At 69.2% G+C, this 14,703-nt stretch carries 18 protein-coding genes; 9 read left to right on the forward strand and 9 right to left on the reverse strand.

Going from position 1 to position 14,703, the window contains the following annotated elements; genetic code table 11:
• Positions 1 to 6: 6 nt before the first annotated feature.
• Genes Q8Q71_RS01945 through Q8Q71_RS01975 form a run of 7 tightly spaced genes read right to left on the reverse strand, consistent with a single transcriptional unit; the run spans position 7 to position 3,740 of the window.
• Positions 7 to 972 carry an alpha/beta fold hydrolase gene (locus Q8Q71_RS01945; RefSeq protein ID WP_305757956.1) on the reverse strand — a complete coding sequence of 322 codons (966 nt, stop codon included), beginning with the start codon at positions 970 to 972 and terminating at the stop codon, positions 7 to 9.
• Positions 969 to 1,370 (reverse strand): DUF1801 domain-containing protein, encoded by a 402-nt coding sequence (locus Q8Q71_RS01950; RefSeq protein ID WP_305757957.1) that lies wholly within the window; start codon positions 1,368 to 1,370, stop codon positions 969 to 971. Before Q8Q71_RS01950 ends, Q8Q71_RS01945 begins: the two co-directional genes overlap by 4 nt.
• 1 nt (position 1,371) lies before the next feature.
• Entirely contained in the window at positions 1,372 to 1,863 is a 492-nt protein-coding gene (locus Q8Q71_RS01955; RefSeq protein WP_305757958.1) for an SRPBCC domain-containing protein, read from the reverse strand.
• 37 nt (positions 1,864 to 1,900) lie between these two features.
• Entirely contained in the window at positions 1,901 to 2,332 is a 432-nt protein-coding gene (locus Q8Q71_RS01960) for a VOC family protein (RefSeq protein WP_305757959.1), read from the reverse strand.
• A gap of 52 nt (positions 2,333 to 2,384) precedes the next feature.
• On the reverse strand, positions 2,385 to 2,864 hold the full coding sequence (locus Q8Q71_RS01965) for an SRPBCC domain-containing protein (RefSeq protein WP_305757960.1): 480 nt from the start codon (positions 2,862 to 2,864) through the stop codon (positions 2,385 to 2,387).
• 41 nt (positions 2,865 to 2,905) lie between these two features.
• On the reverse strand, positions 2,906 to 3,409 hold the full coding sequence (locus Q8Q71_RS01970; RefSeq protein ID WP_305757961.1) for an SRPBCC family protein: 504 nt from the start codon (positions 3,407 to 3,409) through the stop codon (positions 2,906 to 2,908).
• The gene (locus Q8Q71_RS01975) at positions 3,393 to 3,740 is read right to left on the reverse strand and encodes a helix-turn-helix transcriptional regulator (RefSeq protein WP_305757962.1); all 348 of its coding nucleotides are present in this window, start codon (positions 3,738 to 3,740) and stop codon (positions 3,393 to 3,395) included. Before Q8Q71_RS01975 ends, Q8Q71_RS01970 begins: the two co-directional genes overlap by 17 nt.
• Before the next feature lie 152 nt (positions 3,741 to 3,892).
• On the opposite strand from Q8Q71_RS01975, the gene Q8Q71_RS01980 reads away from it, so the two are divergent.
• The 7 genes from Q8Q71_RS01980 (at position 3,893) to Q8Q71_RS02010 (ending at position 11,437) form a co-directional block, all read left to right on the forward strand.
• Entirely contained in the window at positions 3,893 to 4,813 is a 921-nt protein-coding gene (locus Q8Q71_RS01980; protein ID WP_305757963.1) for a nuclear transport factor 2 family protein, read from the forward strand.
• A 52-nt stretch (positions 4,814 to 4,865) separates the two neighbouring features.
• On the forward strand, positions 4,866 to 5,597 hold the full coding sequence (gene recO / locus Q8Q71_RS01985) for a DNA repair protein RecO (protein ID WP_305757964.1): 732 nt from the start codon (positions 4,866 to 4,868) through the stop codon (positions 5,595 to 5,597).
• 55 nt (positions 5,598 to 5,652) lie between these two features.
• Positions 5,653 to 6,756, forward strand: a complete 1,104-nt coding sequence (locus tag Q8Q71_RS01990) for an alkaline phosphatase D family protein (RefSeq protein WP_305757965.1) — start codon at positions 5,653 to 5,655, stop codon at positions 6,754 to 6,756.
• A 140-nt stretch (positions 6,757 to 6,896) separates the two neighbouring features.
• Positions 6,897 to 7,469 (forward strand): hypothetical protein, encoded by a 573-nt coding sequence (locus tag Q8Q71_RS01995; RefSeq protein ID WP_305757966.1) that lies wholly within the window; start codon positions 6,897 to 6,899, stop codon positions 7,467 to 7,469.
• Positions 7,470 to 7,531: 62 nt separating this feature from the next.
• Positions 7,532 to 9,733, forward strand: coding sequence for a DNA topoisomerase IV subunit A (parC, locus tag Q8Q71_RS02000; protein WP_305757967.1), 2,202 nt, complete (start codon positions 7,532 to 7,534; stop codon positions 9,731 to 9,733).
• An 80-nt stretch (positions 9,734 to 9,813) separates the two neighbouring features.
• A complete protein-coding gene (locus Q8Q71_RS02005; protein WP_305757968.1) occupies positions 9,814 to 10,392 on the forward strand; it encodes a LemA family protein in 579 nt (192 codons plus the stop codon).
• A 10-nt stretch (positions 10,393 to 10,402) separates the two neighbouring features.
• Positions 10,403 to 11,437 (forward strand): M48 family metallopeptidase, encoded by a 1,035-nt coding sequence (locus Q8Q71_RS02010; RefSeq protein WP_305757969.1) that lies wholly within the window; start codon positions 10,403 to 10,405, stop codon positions 11,435 to 11,437.
• On the opposite strand, the gene Q8Q71_RS02015 is transcribed toward Q8Q71_RS02010, so the two are convergent.
• Both Q8Q71_RS02015 and Q8Q71_RS02020 read right to left on the reverse strand, forming a co-directional pair.
• On the reverse strand, positions 11,407 to 12,168 hold the full coding sequence (locus Q8Q71_RS02015) for an arginyltransferase (protein ID WP_305757970.1): 762 nt from the start codon (positions 12,166 to 12,168) through the stop codon (positions 11,407 to 11,409). The genes Q8Q71_RS02010 and Q8Q71_RS02015 overlap by 31 nt on opposite strands.
• A 123-nt stretch (positions 12,169 to 12,291) precedes the next feature.
• Complete coding sequence (locus Q8Q71_RS02020) at positions 12,292 to 13,194, reverse strand: flagellar motor protein MotB (protein ID WP_305757971.1); 903 nt, start codon at positions 13,192 to 13,194, stop codon at positions 12,292 to 12,294.
• A 115-nt stretch (positions 13,195 to 13,309) separates the two neighbouring features.
• On the opposite strand from Q8Q71_RS02020, the gene Q8Q71_RS02025 reads away from it, so the two are divergent.
• Both Q8Q71_RS02025 and Q8Q71_RS02030 read left to right on the forward strand, forming a co-directional pair.
• On the forward strand, positions 13,310 to 13,807 hold the full coding sequence (locus Q8Q71_RS02025) for a flavin reductase family protein (RefSeq protein ID WP_305757972.1): 498 nt from the start codon (positions 13,310 to 13,312) through the stop codon (positions 13,805 to 13,807).
• Complete coding sequence (locus Q8Q71_RS02030) at positions 13,804 to 14,673, forward strand: NAD(P)-dependent oxidoreductase (RefSeq protein WP_305757973.1); 870 nt, start codon at positions 13,804 to 13,806, stop codon at positions 14,671 to 14,673. The genes Q8Q71_RS02025 and Q8Q71_RS02030 overlap by 4 nt, the downstream gene beginning before the upstream one ends.
• The last annotated feature ends 30 nt before the right edge of the window (positions 14,674 to 14,703 follow it).

The raw sequence follows: 14,703 nt of genomic DNA on the forward strand, positions 1-14,703 counted from the left end.
CGGGCCTCACTCTCCCGGGACGTCTTCGAAGAGACCCGGCGGCCGCGGACGGGTTTGGTCGTCCAGGAACGGCAGGATCATCGCCGCCAGCAGGGCCGGATCCCCGAAGACGTCGATGTGCGAGGCGCCCGGCAGGATGGCCAGCCGGGCCGGCGGGGCCTCGGTCAGGAAGGGCTGGGACGCGCGCGCCGTGTCGCCGCCGCCGCGCAGCCGGTACAGCTCCACCGCGTGTTCGGGCCGCACGATGTCGTGGTCGCCGACGATGATGAAGGTCGGCGAGGTCAGGGCGCGGATCTGTTCGGCGGGCCAGTCCTGGCCCTGATCCATGACCTTGATCTTCTCAACCACGGAGGCGAAGGCGTCAGGGTCGGGGGCCAGCCGTTTGAACTCCGCCTCCATCGGCGTCCCGGCGAAGATCCCGGGCGTGATGCCGTCCATCATCGCGGTGAATCCGGGCAGGTTGCCCGCCTCGTTGAAGCTGACCGAGGCGATGACCAGATGGTCGACCCGTTCAGGATGGCGCAAGGCCAGTTGCAGGGCCGCGCCGGCCCCCATCGAATAGCCGACCACATCGGCCTTCGCGACGCCCGCATCGGCCAGCACCGCGGCGGCGTCGTCGGCGAGGTTCTCGTACGTGATCGGACCGGGCAGATCGCCGGTGCGGGCGTGGCCGCGCTGGTCGACGACGATCATGGGCCGGTCGGTGATCAGATCGGTCAACGGCTTCATCGTATCCGACGACATGAAGGCGCCGTGCAGCACCAGCAGCGGCGTCTTGCCGGACGCCAGGTCGCCGTGGACGAAATAGCGCACCTCGCCGCCCTCGACGGTGGCGGAGTGCTCGGCCGCCGGGGCCGTGGCGCTCGCTGCAACGGGTTCCGGGGTCTGCGCCAGAGCGGGCGAACCCGCCGCCGCGGCCAGTACAGATGCTGCGGCCAGTACAGCGAAGCGGTTGAGAAGCAATCGGGTCATCGGGTCTTCTCCTTTTTCAAGGCCTTGGTGGGGTCGCCGAGTTCGGCGTTCAGCGCGACGGCGGCGCGGGTCAGGGCAGTGACAGTTTCGGGGTCGACCGCCTCGCCGGAAGCCAGACTCAGGGTGGCCATCTCGTACTGGCCGCCGGGTTTCAACCGGGGCTCGATCCCGCCCAGCCGCTGGCCGCGCCAGAAACCCAGCAGCACCCGCTGGCCCTCCGCCCGGATCAGCAGGGCGGGGCCGTTCGTCAGATAGACGAGATGACCCCATTTGATCACCTCCGTCAGACCGTCGACGGTCCGGATGGCGGCGCGCAGGGCTTCGACCCGGTCGCGCCGCCATCCGTCGAGACCGGCCACCCAGGCGTCGGGGTTCGCCGCGACCGGTCCCTTTTCCATCTCAGCCTCCCGCGGCTGTCACGGCGCGGAGGTGCGCAGCCAGCTTGTCGAGGGTCTGGCTCCAGCCCATCTCCATGCCGCTGAGCGGGCCGATGGCGTCCTCGCGGGCCTGCACGACCACGGCCTCGAACCGCATGACGGTGCGGCCGTCGACCTCCTCGAAGCGGGCGGTCTGCTCGACCTCGAACCAGACGCCGCCGTCCGGCAGGTTGATCCAGGTTCGCATGACCAGCCGCTCCGGCTCATCGAGTTCGATGAAGCGGCCGTCGAAGGGATGGTCGGTTCCGTCCGGCCCCCGCATCACCATGTGGATGGCGCCGCCGGGCCGCACATCCATCCGGACCACGGGCGTGGTGAAATGCTCGGGGGCGAACCACACGCCGACATGGGCCGGATCGGTCCACATCTTCCAGACCAGGGCGCGCGGAGCGTCGAAGGTGCGGACGATGTCGAGTCGCCTCAGCCGTTCGGGGATGGCGGCGGCGACGGTCACGAGACCGTCTCCGCGATCCGGAAGGCGGCGGGCGTCTTCACTTCGGCATTTCCGGATTGGTGTTGACCATCCACGGCACGCCGAACCTGTCGATCAGGGAGCCAAAGCCGGGCGACCAGAAGGTCGCCTCGAACGGCATCGCCACCTTGCCGCCCTCGGCCAGGGCGTCGAACCAGCGGCGCGCCTCGGCCGCGTCGTCGGTGTGCAGGGTCACGTCGAAGCCGTTCCTGGGCTTGTCGACGTTCGGGGCCCAGTCGACATCCATGTCCGCGCCCATGATCGCCTGGTCGCCGACCTGCAGCCAGCAGTGCATCAGCCAGTCCTTGTACTTCGGATCGCTGATCGGCATGTCGGGCGGGGCGTCGCCATAGGGCATGGCGGCGGTGATCTCCCCGCCCAGCACCCTGGCGTAGAATTCGAAGGCTTCACGGCACTGGCCGCGGAAGCTGAGGCTGGTCACGATCTTCATGGTCGTCGCTCCTTGATCGGGTTGAACCAAACGCTCGACGCCAGGGGCGCCGTTACTGAGCCGGGTTTCCGGCGAGGAAGGCTTCCAGCCGCTCGAAGGTGCTGGTCCATCCGTGTCTGTGGCCCGTCAGGCTGGCCTCGGACTTCAGCCCCTCGTGGGTGAAGTCCATCAGGGTGCCGCCGCCCGGCGCGTCGCCGAGCTGAACTGTGACGAGCGTTTCGACCGGAGGACCGTCCTCGTGCGACTCGTCCCATTTGAAGGTGAAGACCAGCCGCTCGTCGGGGACGATCTCGCGGTAGACTCCGCCCTGCCACAGGTCCTGGCCGGTGTCGGGCGAGCGCAGGCAGGCCCGCCATTCGCCCCCGACCCTCAGGTCCTGGGTGGCGCTGACCGCCGGCCATTCGACCGGACCCAGCCACAGCACCATGACCTCGGGGTTGGTCCACGCCCGCCACACCAGCGGCCGCGGCGCATCGAAGAAGCGCTGCATCTGCAGGACGGGACGGGTCGCGACGGTTTCGACGAAGGTCATCGGGCAGGCTCTTCAGCGGGTCCGGTCGAAGGCCGGGGAGGTCAGTGGGTCTTCAGCAGTTCGGCCAGCTGGTCGGCGCATGTCCCCCAGCCTTCATGGAAGCCCATGGCCTCGTGCTGCTTCATCGTCTCGGCGTTCCAGTGGCGCGCCGTGGCGACGTATTCGGTCTTGCCGTCCTCCCTGGGGGTCAGTTCGACGGTGGCGACCATGAACGGCTGGCCGGCTGGCTGCCAGTCCGGAGTGAAGGCGTCGGTCGTGATCCACCGGCGGTTCGGGATCGCCTCGAGGAAAACCCCGCTGTTGGGAAAACGTTCGCCGTCCGGCCCGTGCATGACGAAGTTGAACACGCCGCCGGGGCGGGGGTCGATCTTCACGTCCGACACCGTCCACGGCCGCGGGGCGAACCACTGCTGCAGCAGTTCCGGCGTCATCCAGGCCTTCCAGATCTGCTCTGGCGTGGCGTCGAGGACGCGGCGCAGGACCAGGGCGTGCTGATGCGCGACGCCGTCAGTGATGCAGGGATTGTTCTCAGTTTCTTGGGCCACTGGGGTCTCCTTTCTGGATTTTCTTGAGGTAGGCGTCGAGGCGGTCGAAGCTGGCGTCCCAGTACCGGCGGTAGTGTTCCAGCCAGTCGGCGATGCCCTTCATCCCCATCGGTTCCAGCCGGGCCGGCCGCCACTGGGCCTCGCGGCCCCGGCTGATCAGCCCGGCCTTCTCCAGCACCTTCAGGTGTTTCGACACGGCCGGCAGGCTCATGTCGAAGGGCTCGGCCAGGTCGTTGACGCTGGCTTCGCCCTCGCACAGCCGCGCCAGGATGGCCCGGCGGGTCGGGTCGGCGAGGGCGGCGAATTTGGCGCTGAGCGGATCGGTCTGCATGGGCCTGCTTCGTATCTAACTGTCAGGTTAAATGCGCCGGTCACGACTCGTTGTCAACCGCACGGTTAAATAAAATCCGGCAACGTGGAGCCGACGGTTCCCCAAAGCGTCGGGGTCGCCTAGCGTGGACCCCGGATGATCCGGAGGGTTCCATGTCGCTGTTCCTCGCCGCCCTGGCGGTCCTGTCGTTGCAGTCCGCCCCGGAAGAGCAGGCCGCCGCCGCCCTGGACCGGATGCACGCCGCCGCGGCCCGCGCCGACTCCGCCGCCTGGGCCGACAGCCTGGCCCCCGACCTGGTCTGGGTCGGCAACGAGACCTCCGAGCGCTGGAACCGCGAGGCCCTCCTGGCCTTCGCCGCCCCGGTGTTCGCCCGCGGCGAGGGCTGGACCTATGCGGCCCGCGAGCGCCACGTGACCCTGGCCCCCGACCCCTGCGCCTGCGTGGCCTGGTTCGACGAGGTGCTGGACAGCGCCACCTACGGCACGGCGCGGGGCGAGGGGATGCTGGTCCGCTCCGGCGACGACTGGCGCGTGCTGCGCTACGCGCTCAGCTATCCGATCCCGAACGACCTCGCCAACGGCATGACGGACGAGATCAAGGCCTTCGAGGCCGCGACACCCGTCGTCGACGCCCCCGGCGAGGCCGCCGACACGCCCGAGGAGACCGCCGCCGCCGCGACGCTGGACGCCCTGCACCGGGCGGCCTCGACGGCGGACGGCGCGACCTATTTCGACCTGTTAACGCCCGACGCGACCTACATCGGCACCGATGTGACCGAGCGCTGGTCCATCGCCGAATTCCGGTCCTACGCCGAGCCGTATTTCGCCCGGGGCAAGGGCTGGACCTATACGCCGCGGTCCCGCGCCCTGACCCTCGCGCCGCTGGACTGCCGCTGCGTGGTCTGGTTCGACGAGGCCCTCGACAGCCAGTCCTACGGCACAAGCCGGGGCACGGGCGTCGTCGTGCGCGGCGAGGACGGCCGCTGGCGGATCGCCCTCTACGCCCTGACCTTCCCCATTCCCAACGCCCTTGCCCGGGACATGACGGCGCGGATCCGGGCGGCGCAGCAGTAGGCGAAAAGCGGAACATATAGCCAACTCCGGCCCTGACCGCTAACACCGCCGCATGGATTTCACCGACGACGCCTTTGTCCTGTCCGCCCGCGCCCACGGCGACACGGGCGTGGTGGTGGAACTGCTGACCCAGGAACACGGCCGTCGCGCTGCCTATGTCGCGGGCGGGGCCTCGCGCCGGATGAAGCCCTTCCTGCAGGCGGGGGCCCGGGTCACGGCGGACTACCGCGCCCGCACCTCGGACCACCTCGGCTCGGCCCGGCTGGAGCCGGTGGGGGAGGGGCCCAGCGCCCTGTTCGACGACCCCCTGGCCCTCACCGGCCTGGCCGCCGCCGCCGCCGTGGCGCAGGGGTCGCTGCCCGACCGCGAGCCGCATCCCGGCGCCTTCCTCGCCTTCGAGGCGCTGATGTCCGCCTTCGCCCTGCCGGACGTCTGGCCGGCCGTCTTCGTGCGTTTCGAGGCGGGGCTGCTGGAGGACCTCGGCTTCGGCCTCGACCTGTCGCGCTGCGCCGTCACCGGGACCATGGACGACCTGGTCTGGGTCAGCCCGCGCACCGGCCGCGCTGTCGGCCGCGAGGCCGGCGAACCCTATGCCGACAAGCTGCTGACCCTGCCGCCCTTCATGCTCGGCGCCCAGGCGGGACTGGGGCAGGGCGATGTGGCGGCCGGCCTCGCCCTGACGGGCCACTTCCTCGAACAGTTCGTTTTCCACCCCCAGAACCGGCCGATCCCGCCCGCGCGGGTGTGGATGGTGGACAGGCTGCGCGAGCAGGGGCGGCTTTGAGCCCGACCTCCGGATCGCTAGAACGGTGTCGCCAACGGACGCCCCGGAGCCCGCGATGATCTCGATATCCAGACGCGGCCTGGTCGCCGGAACCGTGGTCGCGGGCGTCGCCGGCGCGGCGGCCGCCCGCGCGGATCCGCACCCTCACGCCGATCTCGCCCTGACCCGCATCGCCTTCGGCTCGTGCGCCGACTCCGAAAAGCCCCAGCCGATCTGGGATGCGGTGCTGGCGGCCCGGCCGGACCTGTTCATCCTGCTCGGCGACAACGTCTATCTCGACACCCGCGACCCCGAGGTCATGCGCCGCAAATACGCGGCCCTGGCCGCCCAGCCCGGCTTCCGGCGGCTGAAGGCGACCACCCCCATCCTCGCCATCTGGGACGACCACGACTACGGCGAGAACGACGCCGGAGCCGACTATCCGATGAAGGAGGAGTCGCGCCGCCAGTTCCTGGATTTCTTCGGCGAGCCCGCCGACAGCCCGCGCCGGACCCGCGACGGCATCTACACCTCCCGCGTCTTCGGCCCGCCCGGCCGCCGGGTGCAGGTCATCCTGCCCGACCTGCGCTGGAACCGCACCCCGCTGCTGCCGCTGGAGCTGGGCGATCAGGATTATGGCGCCTGGGTCGAGCATCGCGCCGCCGAAGGCCTGTCCACCCCCGGCCCCTACGCCCGCAATCCGGAAGGCGCCGCCACCCAGCTGGGCGAGACCCAGTGGCGCTGGCTGGAGGAACAGCTGTCGGTCCCGGCCGATCTTCGCCTGTTCGGCTCCAGCCTGCAGGTGGTGGCCGACTTCCCCGGCTGGGAAGCCTGGACCAATTTCGCCCAGGACCATCAGCGTCTGATCGCCGCCATCCGCGAGCGCCGGGCCGACCGCCTAGTCTGCCTGTCGGGCGACACCCACTACGCCGAGATCTCGCGGCTGGACACCCCCTATCCGCTGTGGGACGTCACCTCGTCCGGCCTGACCGAGGTCTGGCCCGTCCTGCCGCCCAATGCGCGCCGGGTGGGCGAGGCCTTCCGCGACCGGAATTTCGGCCTGCTGACGATCGCCTGGGACGCCGCCCGGCCGACCCTCCTGGCCGAAATCCGCGACGTCTCCGGCGCGGTGCGGCTGGAACAGGCGATCCGGCTCGACGATCTGGTCGTGCGCGGTTGAGCGACGGGAGCGCCGGCAACGGCCGAAGCGCCCCCTCAACCTAGCAGTCTTTCCGAAATTGAATTCCGCTAAATCAGTGACTTGACTGATTTTCACTTCATTTTACCTGGCGCCCTTCCGGGGCGCCCGATAATGGCGGGATGACACAGACAGCCTCTCCCCATAGCCGCCGCCCGACCCAGGTCTGGGCCGCCGCCCGCGCTGACTACGAAGCCGGCGCCTCCCTCCGCATCGTGGCCGAGCGCCATGGCCTCAACATCCGCACCGTCTCGCGCCACGCCCGGGCCGAGCGCTGGAAGCCCCCCCGCGTCGAGGCGTCCGAGGTCTTCAACGAATACCGCGCCAGGCGCGACTTCTCCCCGGAGGCCTTCCGGCAGATGGTTGCGGTCACCCATGTGGCGGATGCCGACGAGGAAGCCCTTCTTCTGCGCCCGGACAGCGTCGGCCTGTGCCGTTTCGCCTTCCGCCGCGCGGCTGAATGCGCCAGCGCCAGCGGTCCCACCGAAGCGATGGCCTGGATCCGGCTGGCGGAGGCCACCTCCCGGCTGCGCCGGAACGTCGATGTCGACGTTCGACCCATGAGCGAGGCCGACTATCGCCGCATGGCCGCCCTCGGTCGGGAAGAACTGGACGACCATATGAACGCCGTGGAGGCGGCGCCGCCCGACGTCCCGGAGGTGGAAGTGTCCGAAGTGTCCGAAAGTGTCCCATGAATTTTCCCGGGACTCGGACACATCACTAGACTTCCCCTCCCGGACCAACGATTCGAAGCCCCATGACCGTTCATACCCCGCCGCCGGAAGGCGGACGCATCGTCGACGAGCCGATGAGCGAGGCGCTGTCGCGCCGTTATCTCGCCTACGCCCTGTCGACCATCACCAACCGCGCCCTGCCGGACGTGCGCGACGGCTTCAAGCCGGTGCACCGGCGCATCATGTACGCCATGCACCAGATGCGGCTGAACCCGCAGGCGGCGGCGCGGAAGTGCGCCAAGGTCGTCGGCGAGGTCATGGGCGGCTATCACCCGCACGGCGACGCCTCGATCTATGACGCCCTGGTGCGGTTGGCGCAGGACTTCTCGCAGCGCTATCCGCTGGTCGACGGTCAGGGCAATTTCGGCAATATCGACGGCGATAACGCCGCGGCCATGCGCTACACTGAGTGCAAGCTGACGCCCGCCGCCGTCCTCCTGATGGAGGGCATCGACCAGGACTCGGTCGATTTCAAAGCGACCTATGACGATCAGGACGAGGAGCCGATCGTCCTGCCCGCCGGCTTCCCCAATCTGTTGGCCAACGGTTCGTCGGGCATCGCCGTCGGCATGGCCACCTCGATCCCGCCGCACAATGTCGGCGAACTGATCGACGCCTGTCACCTGCTGCTTGAACGCCCCGACGCCACGACGGAAGAACTGGCCGGCATCGTGCCGGGCCCCGACTTCCCGACCGGCGGCGTCGCCGTGGAGGGCCACGCCTCCATCCTCGACGCCTATGAGACCGGCCGGGGCGGGGTGCGGCTGCGCGCCCGCTGGGAGACCGAGGATCTGGGCCGCGGCGTCTGGCGCATCGTCGTCACCGAGATGCCCTATCAGGTGCAGAAGTCGAAGCTGATCGCCGACCTCGCCGACCTGATCGAGCACAAGAAGGCCCCGCTGCTGGGCGACGTCCGCGACGAGTCGGCCGAGGACATCCGGCTGGTCATCGAGCCCAAGAGCCGCACCGTCGAGCCCGAGGTCCTGATGGAGAGCCTGTTCAAGCTCTCCGACCTGGAAATCCGTTTCCCGATAAACATGAACGTGCTGGACGCTACGGGCACGCCGCGCGTCATGGGGCTGAAGGCCTGTCTGCAGGCCTTCCTCGATCACCGCCGCGAGGTGCTGGTCCGCCGCGCCGGCTGGCGCATCGACCGGGTCGAGAAGCGGCTGCACCTGCTGGAAGGCCTGCGGATCGTCTTCCTCAACCTCGACGAGGTCATCCGCATCGTCCGCGAGGAGGAACAGCCCAAGGCCGTCCTGATCGCCCGGTTCGGCCTCTCGGAGCTCCAGGCCGACTTCATCCTCGACACCCGGCTGCGCCAGCTGGCGCGGATCGAGGAAATGACGATCGAGAACGAATACAAGACTTTGTCCGACGAACTTGCGGCGCTGCAGTCGCTGTCGTCCTCGCCGGCCAAGCAATGGAAGCAGGTCGGCAAGGACCTGGAGGCCGTGCGCAAGGCGCTGGTCTCGCCACGCCGCACCACCATCGCCGAGGCGATCGACAGCGCCGCCTTCGCCTCGGTCGAGGCCTTCATTCCGCGCGAGGCCATCACCGTCATCCTGTCCGAACGCGGCTGGATCCGCGCCGCGAAAGGCAAGGTCGAGGACCCGTCCGAGCTGAAGTTCAAGGAGGGCGACAGCCTGGCCTTCCTCGTCCCCGGCTATACGACCGACAAGCTGCTGGTGGCGGCCACCGACGGCCGCATCTTCACCGTCGGCGCCGACAAGCTGGCGTCGGGCCGCGGCCACGGCGAGCCGCTGCGGCTGATGATCGACCTCGACGAAAAGGCCGGGATCGTGAACCTGCTGATGCACCAGCCGGGCGGAAGGCTGCTGATCGCCTCGAAGGCCGGCTACGGCTTTATCGCCCCCGAGGACGAACTGCTGGCCCAGAAGCGGGGCGGCAAACAGGTGCTGAACGGCGAGATGCAGGCGGCCCTGCGCGTCGCCGGCGACCATGTCGCGACCATCGGCGACAACATCAAGACCCTGATCTTCCCGATCGCCGAACTGCCCGAGATGGGCCGCGGCAAGGGGGTGAAGCTGCAGAACTACAAACAGGGCGGTCTCGCCGACGTCGCCGTCTTCGACGGCGCCCACGGCCCCGAATGGGTCGACGGCGGCGGCCGCCGCCGCAACTGGCCCGACTGGAAGGACTGGCTGGGCAAACGCGCCGGGGCAGGGCGGCAGGGGCCGCGGGGGCTGAGGAAGTTCAGGTGACGCCGATTTCACTATCAGGCGGCGTCCCGGCGCCCGATAATCGCTGAACGGTCGATCATCGACCGACGCTGGAGACCGCAATGTTCGTCACCCTGATCGTCATCGCCGTCATCGTCGCCGTGGTGCTGTTCGTCATCGTCGGCGCCTACAACAAGCTGGTCGCCCTGGACCAGCGCGCCGACCAGTCGTTCGCCGACATCGACGTGCAGCTGAAGCAGCGCCAGGACCTGATCCCCAATCTGGTCGAGACGGTGAAGGGCTACGCCTCCCATGAGCGCGCCACCCTCGACGCCGTCACCGCCGCCCGCGCCGCCGCCGCGGGCGCGACCTCGGTCAACGACAAGGTCCAGGCCGAGAACATGCTGACCGGCGCCCTGGGCCGGCTGTTCGCCGTCGCCGAGGCCTATCCGGACCTCAAGGCCAACACCAACTTCCTCGAGCTGCAGCGCGAGCTGTCGGACATCGAGAACAAGCTGGCCGCCGCCCGCCGCTTCTTCAACAACGCCGTCAGCGAGTTCAACGCCGTGCGCCGCCAGTTCCCGACCGTCCTGTTCGCCGCCATGGTCGGCTTCGGCTCCGACAAGCCCTTCTTCGACGTGGGCGAGACGGATCGCGCCGCCATGACCGCCGCGCCTCCGACCGTGAGCTTCCAGGCCTAGGACCCAGCCCATGGCCGCCGTCGGGCTCCAGACCCATATCTGGGCGAACAACACCCGCTCGGTCCTGCTGCTGGCCGCCTTTCCCGTCCTGATGATCTTCATCATCTACGGACTGCAGCTGGTCCTGATGGGCTTCGGCTTCCTGCCCGGCACGGGACGCGGACTGGGTGACGACATGGCCCTGGCCGCCTCCTGGCTGGGCGGCACCATCCCCCTGGCCTTCGTCGTCGCCGGCATCTGGTTCGCCATCTCCTACTTCGGCAGCCAGACCATGATCGACATGATGACGGGAGCCCGGAAGGTTGAGAGAAGGTCTGAACCTGACCTGTATAACCTTCTGGAAAATCTCGCGATATCTCGCGGCTTGCGCACCCCGACCCTGCGGATCATCGAGAGCGACGGCCTGAACGCCTTCGCCACGGGCCTGCACGAGGGCCAGTACAGCATCACCGTCACCCGCGGCCTGGTGAACACCCTGACCCGCGACGAACTGGAGGCGGTGCTGGCCCACGAGCTCACCCACGTCATCAACAGGGACGTGCGGACCATGGTGATCGCCTCGATCTTCGCGGGCATCATCAGCGTGATCGCCGAACTGGTCTTCCGGGGCCTGATCTATTCCCGCGGCGGCGGCCGGCGCGACAACAAGAACGCCCTGCCGCTGATCCTGATCGGCCTGGCCTTCGCCGCCGTCGGCTTCGCCCTGGCCATCGTCATCCGCATGCTGCTGTCGCGGACCCGGGAGTATGTCGCCGACGCCGGCGCGGTCGAGCTGACCAAGAACCCCGACGCCATGATCTCGGCCCTGCGCAAGGTCGAGGGCCGGTCGTCGCTCAAGGGGCCGGACGAACTGCAGCAGCTGTTCCTCGACAACCAGCCGGACGGCGTCGGCCTCGAAGGCCTCTTCGCCAGCCATCCGCCGATCCAGAAGCGTGTGGACGCCCTGGTGAAGTTCGGGGGAGGGGTCGACCCCGGCCCGTGGAGCGGCGACGCCTTCGCGCCCGGCCCGCCGGCCTATGCGACGTCGGTGCCCGCCGCGGGCTGATCGACCAGCCGCTCCCAGCCCAGCCGGGTCAGCTGCTCCATCGGCCGGAAGTCGGCCTTGTAGTCCATCTTCTTCGACCCCCGGACCCAGTAGCCGAGATAGACGAAGGGTAGATTGACCGCCGCGGCCTGCCGCACATGGTCCAGGATGGCGAAGCGGCCGAGGCTGCGGGCCTCCATCGTCGGCTCGAAGAAGCTGTAGACCATCGACAGGCCGTCCCCGAGCAGGTCGGTCAGGCAGACGCCGACCAGATCGCCGGGCCCGCCGTCCGGGGAGGGCAGGCGGTATTCGATCAGATGGGTGCGGACGGCCGTATCCTCGACCATGGCGACATAGTCGAGCCATCCCATTGCGCTCATGCCGCCGCCGGGGTGGCGGCCGTGAAGGTAGCGGCGCAACAGGTCGAACTGTTCGGTCGTGGCTTCCGCCTCGACCAGATCCCGCGACAGATCGGCGTTTCGCTTCAGGGTCTTGCGTCGGGACCTTGAGAAGGAGAACTCGCCCACCGGCAGGCGCACCGATACGCAGGCGTCGCAGGCTTCGCAGGCCGGGCGGTAGGCGATGTTCTGGCTGCGCCGGAAACCGGCCTGGGTCAGCTCGTCGTTGACGTGGGCCCCCTCGCTGAACGGCAGGTTGGCGAACACCTTGCGCTCGGTCTGGCCCGGCAGATAGGGGCAGGGGGCCACCGAGGTCATGTAGAAGCGAAGCTGGCGCTGGGGAACGAAGGTCACGGCGCTACATCCGCATCCGATTTCGCCGACAGTGGGGCAGCCGTTTCGTCATGGGACGATTTGCGCCCGCGCCGCCTCCCGGGGCAAGCCCGTTCACCCCACACGGATGTGCGGGGCGGGCGGTCACAGGCTGGTGTCCGTGGGCAGGACCGGGGCCTCGCGCAGCAGGACGATGGCGATGCGCCGGTTCCCCGCCAGGGTCGGGTCGTCCGGATACAGCGGATCCGAGCCCGCCTTGCCCGAGACCTGGTAGACCCGGTCGGGATCGACCCCCGCGGCCTGGAGGATCAGGCGGGAGGCGTTGGCCCGCGCCGACGACAGGGTCCAGTCGTTGGGCCCCGTGGCGCGGTTCGCCCCGGGTGCGGCCGAGGTGTGGCCGGTCACGGAGATGCGATTGGGCAGCTGGGTGATGACCCGCGAGATGGTCCGCAGCAGCAGCTGGGCGCGCGGGTTCGGGCGGGCGGAGTTCTGCTCGAACATCGAGCGCCCCTCCTGGTCGACCAGCTGGATGCGCAGGCCTTCGGGGGTCTGGTCGATGATCAGTTGTTTCGACAACTCGGCCAGTTCGGGCATCGACTGCATGGCCTGGCGCAGCGATTCGGCGGCCGAGGCGAATTCGGCGGCCTCGCGGCGCGCGATCTCCTCGCGCAGGGCCTCCTCGCTGGCGGCGGCGAGATTCTGGCTCTGGCCGGCCTCGGGCGGGGCGTCGGCCGGGGCCTCGGGGGCGAGCTGGTTGATCACCGACATGGCGCCGGAGCCCTTGGCCCCGTCGTCGCCCAGCGAGGTGCCGCCCAGGATGCCGCCCGAGCCGGAGGTGGTCTGGGACACGCTGGCCGGGGCGAAATACTCGGCGATGCCGCGCTTCTGCTCCGGGTCGGTCGTGTTGATCAGCCACATCAGCAGGAAGAAGGCCATCATGGCGGTGACGAAGTCGGCATAGGCCACCTTCCACGCGCCGCCGTGGTGGCCGCCGCCGACGACCTTCTTGACCTTCTTGATGAGGATCGGACGATCGCTCAGTGACATGGCGGCGCGGCCTCGACGGTGAACTGGTCCCGACGATGGACGGCGCAAGGTTAAGGCGGCGTTTCCCATACCGCCCGGCCTTGCCGCGAGGCGGAGCCTCGCCTAGTCGTCAGGGGTGAGCCAGCCGCCCGATCCCGCCCTCGACATCGCCGCCTACCGTCGGGCGCTGGGCGGCTTCGCGACCGGCGTCTGCGTGGTGACCGCGCACACGGACGAGGGGCCCTTCGGAATCACGGTCAACTCCTTCACCTCGGTGTCGCTGACGCCGCCGCTGATTCTCTGGTGCCTGGACCGGGCGTCGTGGCGCCACGACGCCTTCGCCGCGGCCGACCGGTTCGCCGTCCACATGCTGCCGGTCGAGGACCGCGAAATGTCGGACCGGTTCGCCTGGGGCGTCTGCCGCCTCTCGTCGGACGAGTTCGACAGCTCCAGCCCTGAGCCGCCCCGGCTGAAGAACGCCTTGACCCGGCTGGACTGCGTCGCCACGGACCGCATCGTCATGGGCGACCATCTGACCATCGTCGGGTCGGTGCGGGCGTTCGAGACCCGGCCCGGCGCGGCCCTGACCTATTATCGCGGCCGCTACGGCGTCCTTGGAGAGGGCGACGCATGAAGATCGGTTTTGCGGGACTGGGCGTCATGGGCGCGGCGATGGCCCGGCATCTGGTTCAGGCGGGTCACGAGGTGACGGGCTTCAATCGCTCGCCGGACAAGGCGCGCGCCTGGGCCGAAGCGACCGGCGGACGGTTCGGCGCCACGATCGCGGAGGCCGCCGCGGCGGCCGACCTGTTCGTGCTCTGCGTCGGCAACGACGAGGACGTGCGCCAGGTCGTGACCGAGGCTCTGCCGCACCTGGCAGAAGGGGCCGTGGTCGTCGACCACACCACCACTTCGGCCAGGATCGCGCGCGAAATGGCGGCGTTGGCGACGGGCCAGGGCCGCGCCTTCATCGATGCGCCGGTGTCGGGCGGGCAGGCGGGAGCGGAGAACGGCCAGCTCAGCGTCATGGCCGGCGGCGGCGCCACGGCCCTTGAGCGGATTCAGCCCGTGCTGGCGGCCTATTCGAAGGCGGTCAAACACATGGGACCGTCGGGCTCGGGCCAGCTGACCAAGATGGTCAACCAGATCGCCATCGCCGGCGTCGTCCAGGGACTGGCGGAGGCGGTGCATTTCGCGCAGGTCGCCGGCCTCGACACCGACGCGGTCTATGAGGCCGTGTCCAAAGGCGCCGCGCAGTCGTGGCAGATGGACAACCGCTGGAAGACCATGGCGCGAGGCGAGTTCGAATTCGGCTTCGCCGTGGACTGGATGCGCAAGGATCTTGGGCTTGTGCTGGAGGAAGGCCGGGCCAACGGGGCGCATCTGGCGCTGACGGCGCTGGTGGATCAATTCTATTCGGAGGTTCAGGCGATGGGCGGATCGCGCTGGGATACGTCCAGCCTGGCCGCCCGGTTGCAGGACCCGGGCGCAAAGCGCTGATACGCCTGAACCCACGCCTGTCATTTCGCA

It is taken from the genome of Brevundimonas sp., from assembly GCF_030704825.1.
In the GTDB taxonomy this organism is placed as follows: domain Bacteria; phylum Pseudomonadota; class Alphaproteobacteria; order Caulobacterales; family Caulobacteraceae; genus Brevundimonas.

Bases quoted from the DNA above. Each gene is read 5' to 3' on its own strand.
- Q8Q71_RS01980 (WP_305757963.1), top strand. From the start codon at position 3,893: ATGTCGCTGTTCCTCGCCGCCCTGGCGGTCCTGTCGTTGCAGTCCGCC.
- Q8Q71_RS02005 (WP_305757968.1), top strand. From the start codon at position 9,814: ATGTTCGTCACCCTGATCGTCATCGCCGTCATCGTCGCCGTGGTGCTG.
- Q8Q71_RS02020 (WP_305757971.1), bottom strand. From the start codon at position 13,194: ATGTCACTGAGCGATCGTCCGATCCTCATCAAGAAGGTCAAGAAGGTC.
- Q8Q71_RS01990 (WP_305757965.1), top strand. From the start codon at position 5,653: ATGATCTCGATATCCAGACGCGGCCTGGTCGCCGGAACCGTGGTCGCG.
- parC (WP_305757967.1), top strand. From the start codon at position 7,532: ATGACCGTTCATACCCCGCCGCCGGAAGGCGGACGCATCGTCGACGAG.
- Q8Q71_RS02030 (WP_305757973.1), top strand. From the start codon at position 13,804: ATGAAGATCGGTTTTGCGGGACTGGGCGTCATGGGCGCGGCGATGGCC.
- Q8Q71_RS01995 (WP_305757966.1), top strand. From the start codon at position 6,897: ATGACACAGACAGCCTCTCCCCATAGCCGCCGCCCGACCCAGGTCTGG.
- Q8Q71_RS01960 (WP_305757959.1), bottom strand. From the start codon at position 2,332: ATGAAGATCGTGACCAGCCTCAGCTTCCGCGGCCAGTGCCGTGAAGCC.
- Q8Q71_RS01975 (WP_305757962.1), bottom strand. From the start codon at position 3,740: ATGCAGACCGATCCGCTCAGCGCCAAATTCGCCGCCCTCGCCGACCCG.
- Q8Q71_RS01965 (WP_305757960.1), bottom strand. From the start codon at position 2,864: ATGACCTTCGTCGAAACCGTCGCGACCCGTCCCGTCCTGCAGATGCAG.
- recO (WP_305757964.1), top strand. From the start codon at position 4,866: ATGGATTTCACCGACGACGCCTTTGTCCTGTCCGCCCGCGCCCACGGC.
- Q8Q71_RS02010 (WP_305757969.1), top strand. From the start codon at position 10,403: ATGGCCGCCGTCGGGCTCCAGACCCATATCTGGGCGAACAACACCCGC.
- Q8Q71_RS01950 (WP_305757957.1), bottom strand. From the start codon at position 1,370: ATGGAAAAGGGACCGGTCGCGGCGAACCCCGACGCCTGGGTGGCCGGT.
- Q8Q71_RS01945 (WP_305757956.1), bottom strand. From the start codon at position 972: ATGACCCGATTGCTTCTCAACCGCTTCGCTGTACTGGCCGCAGCATCT.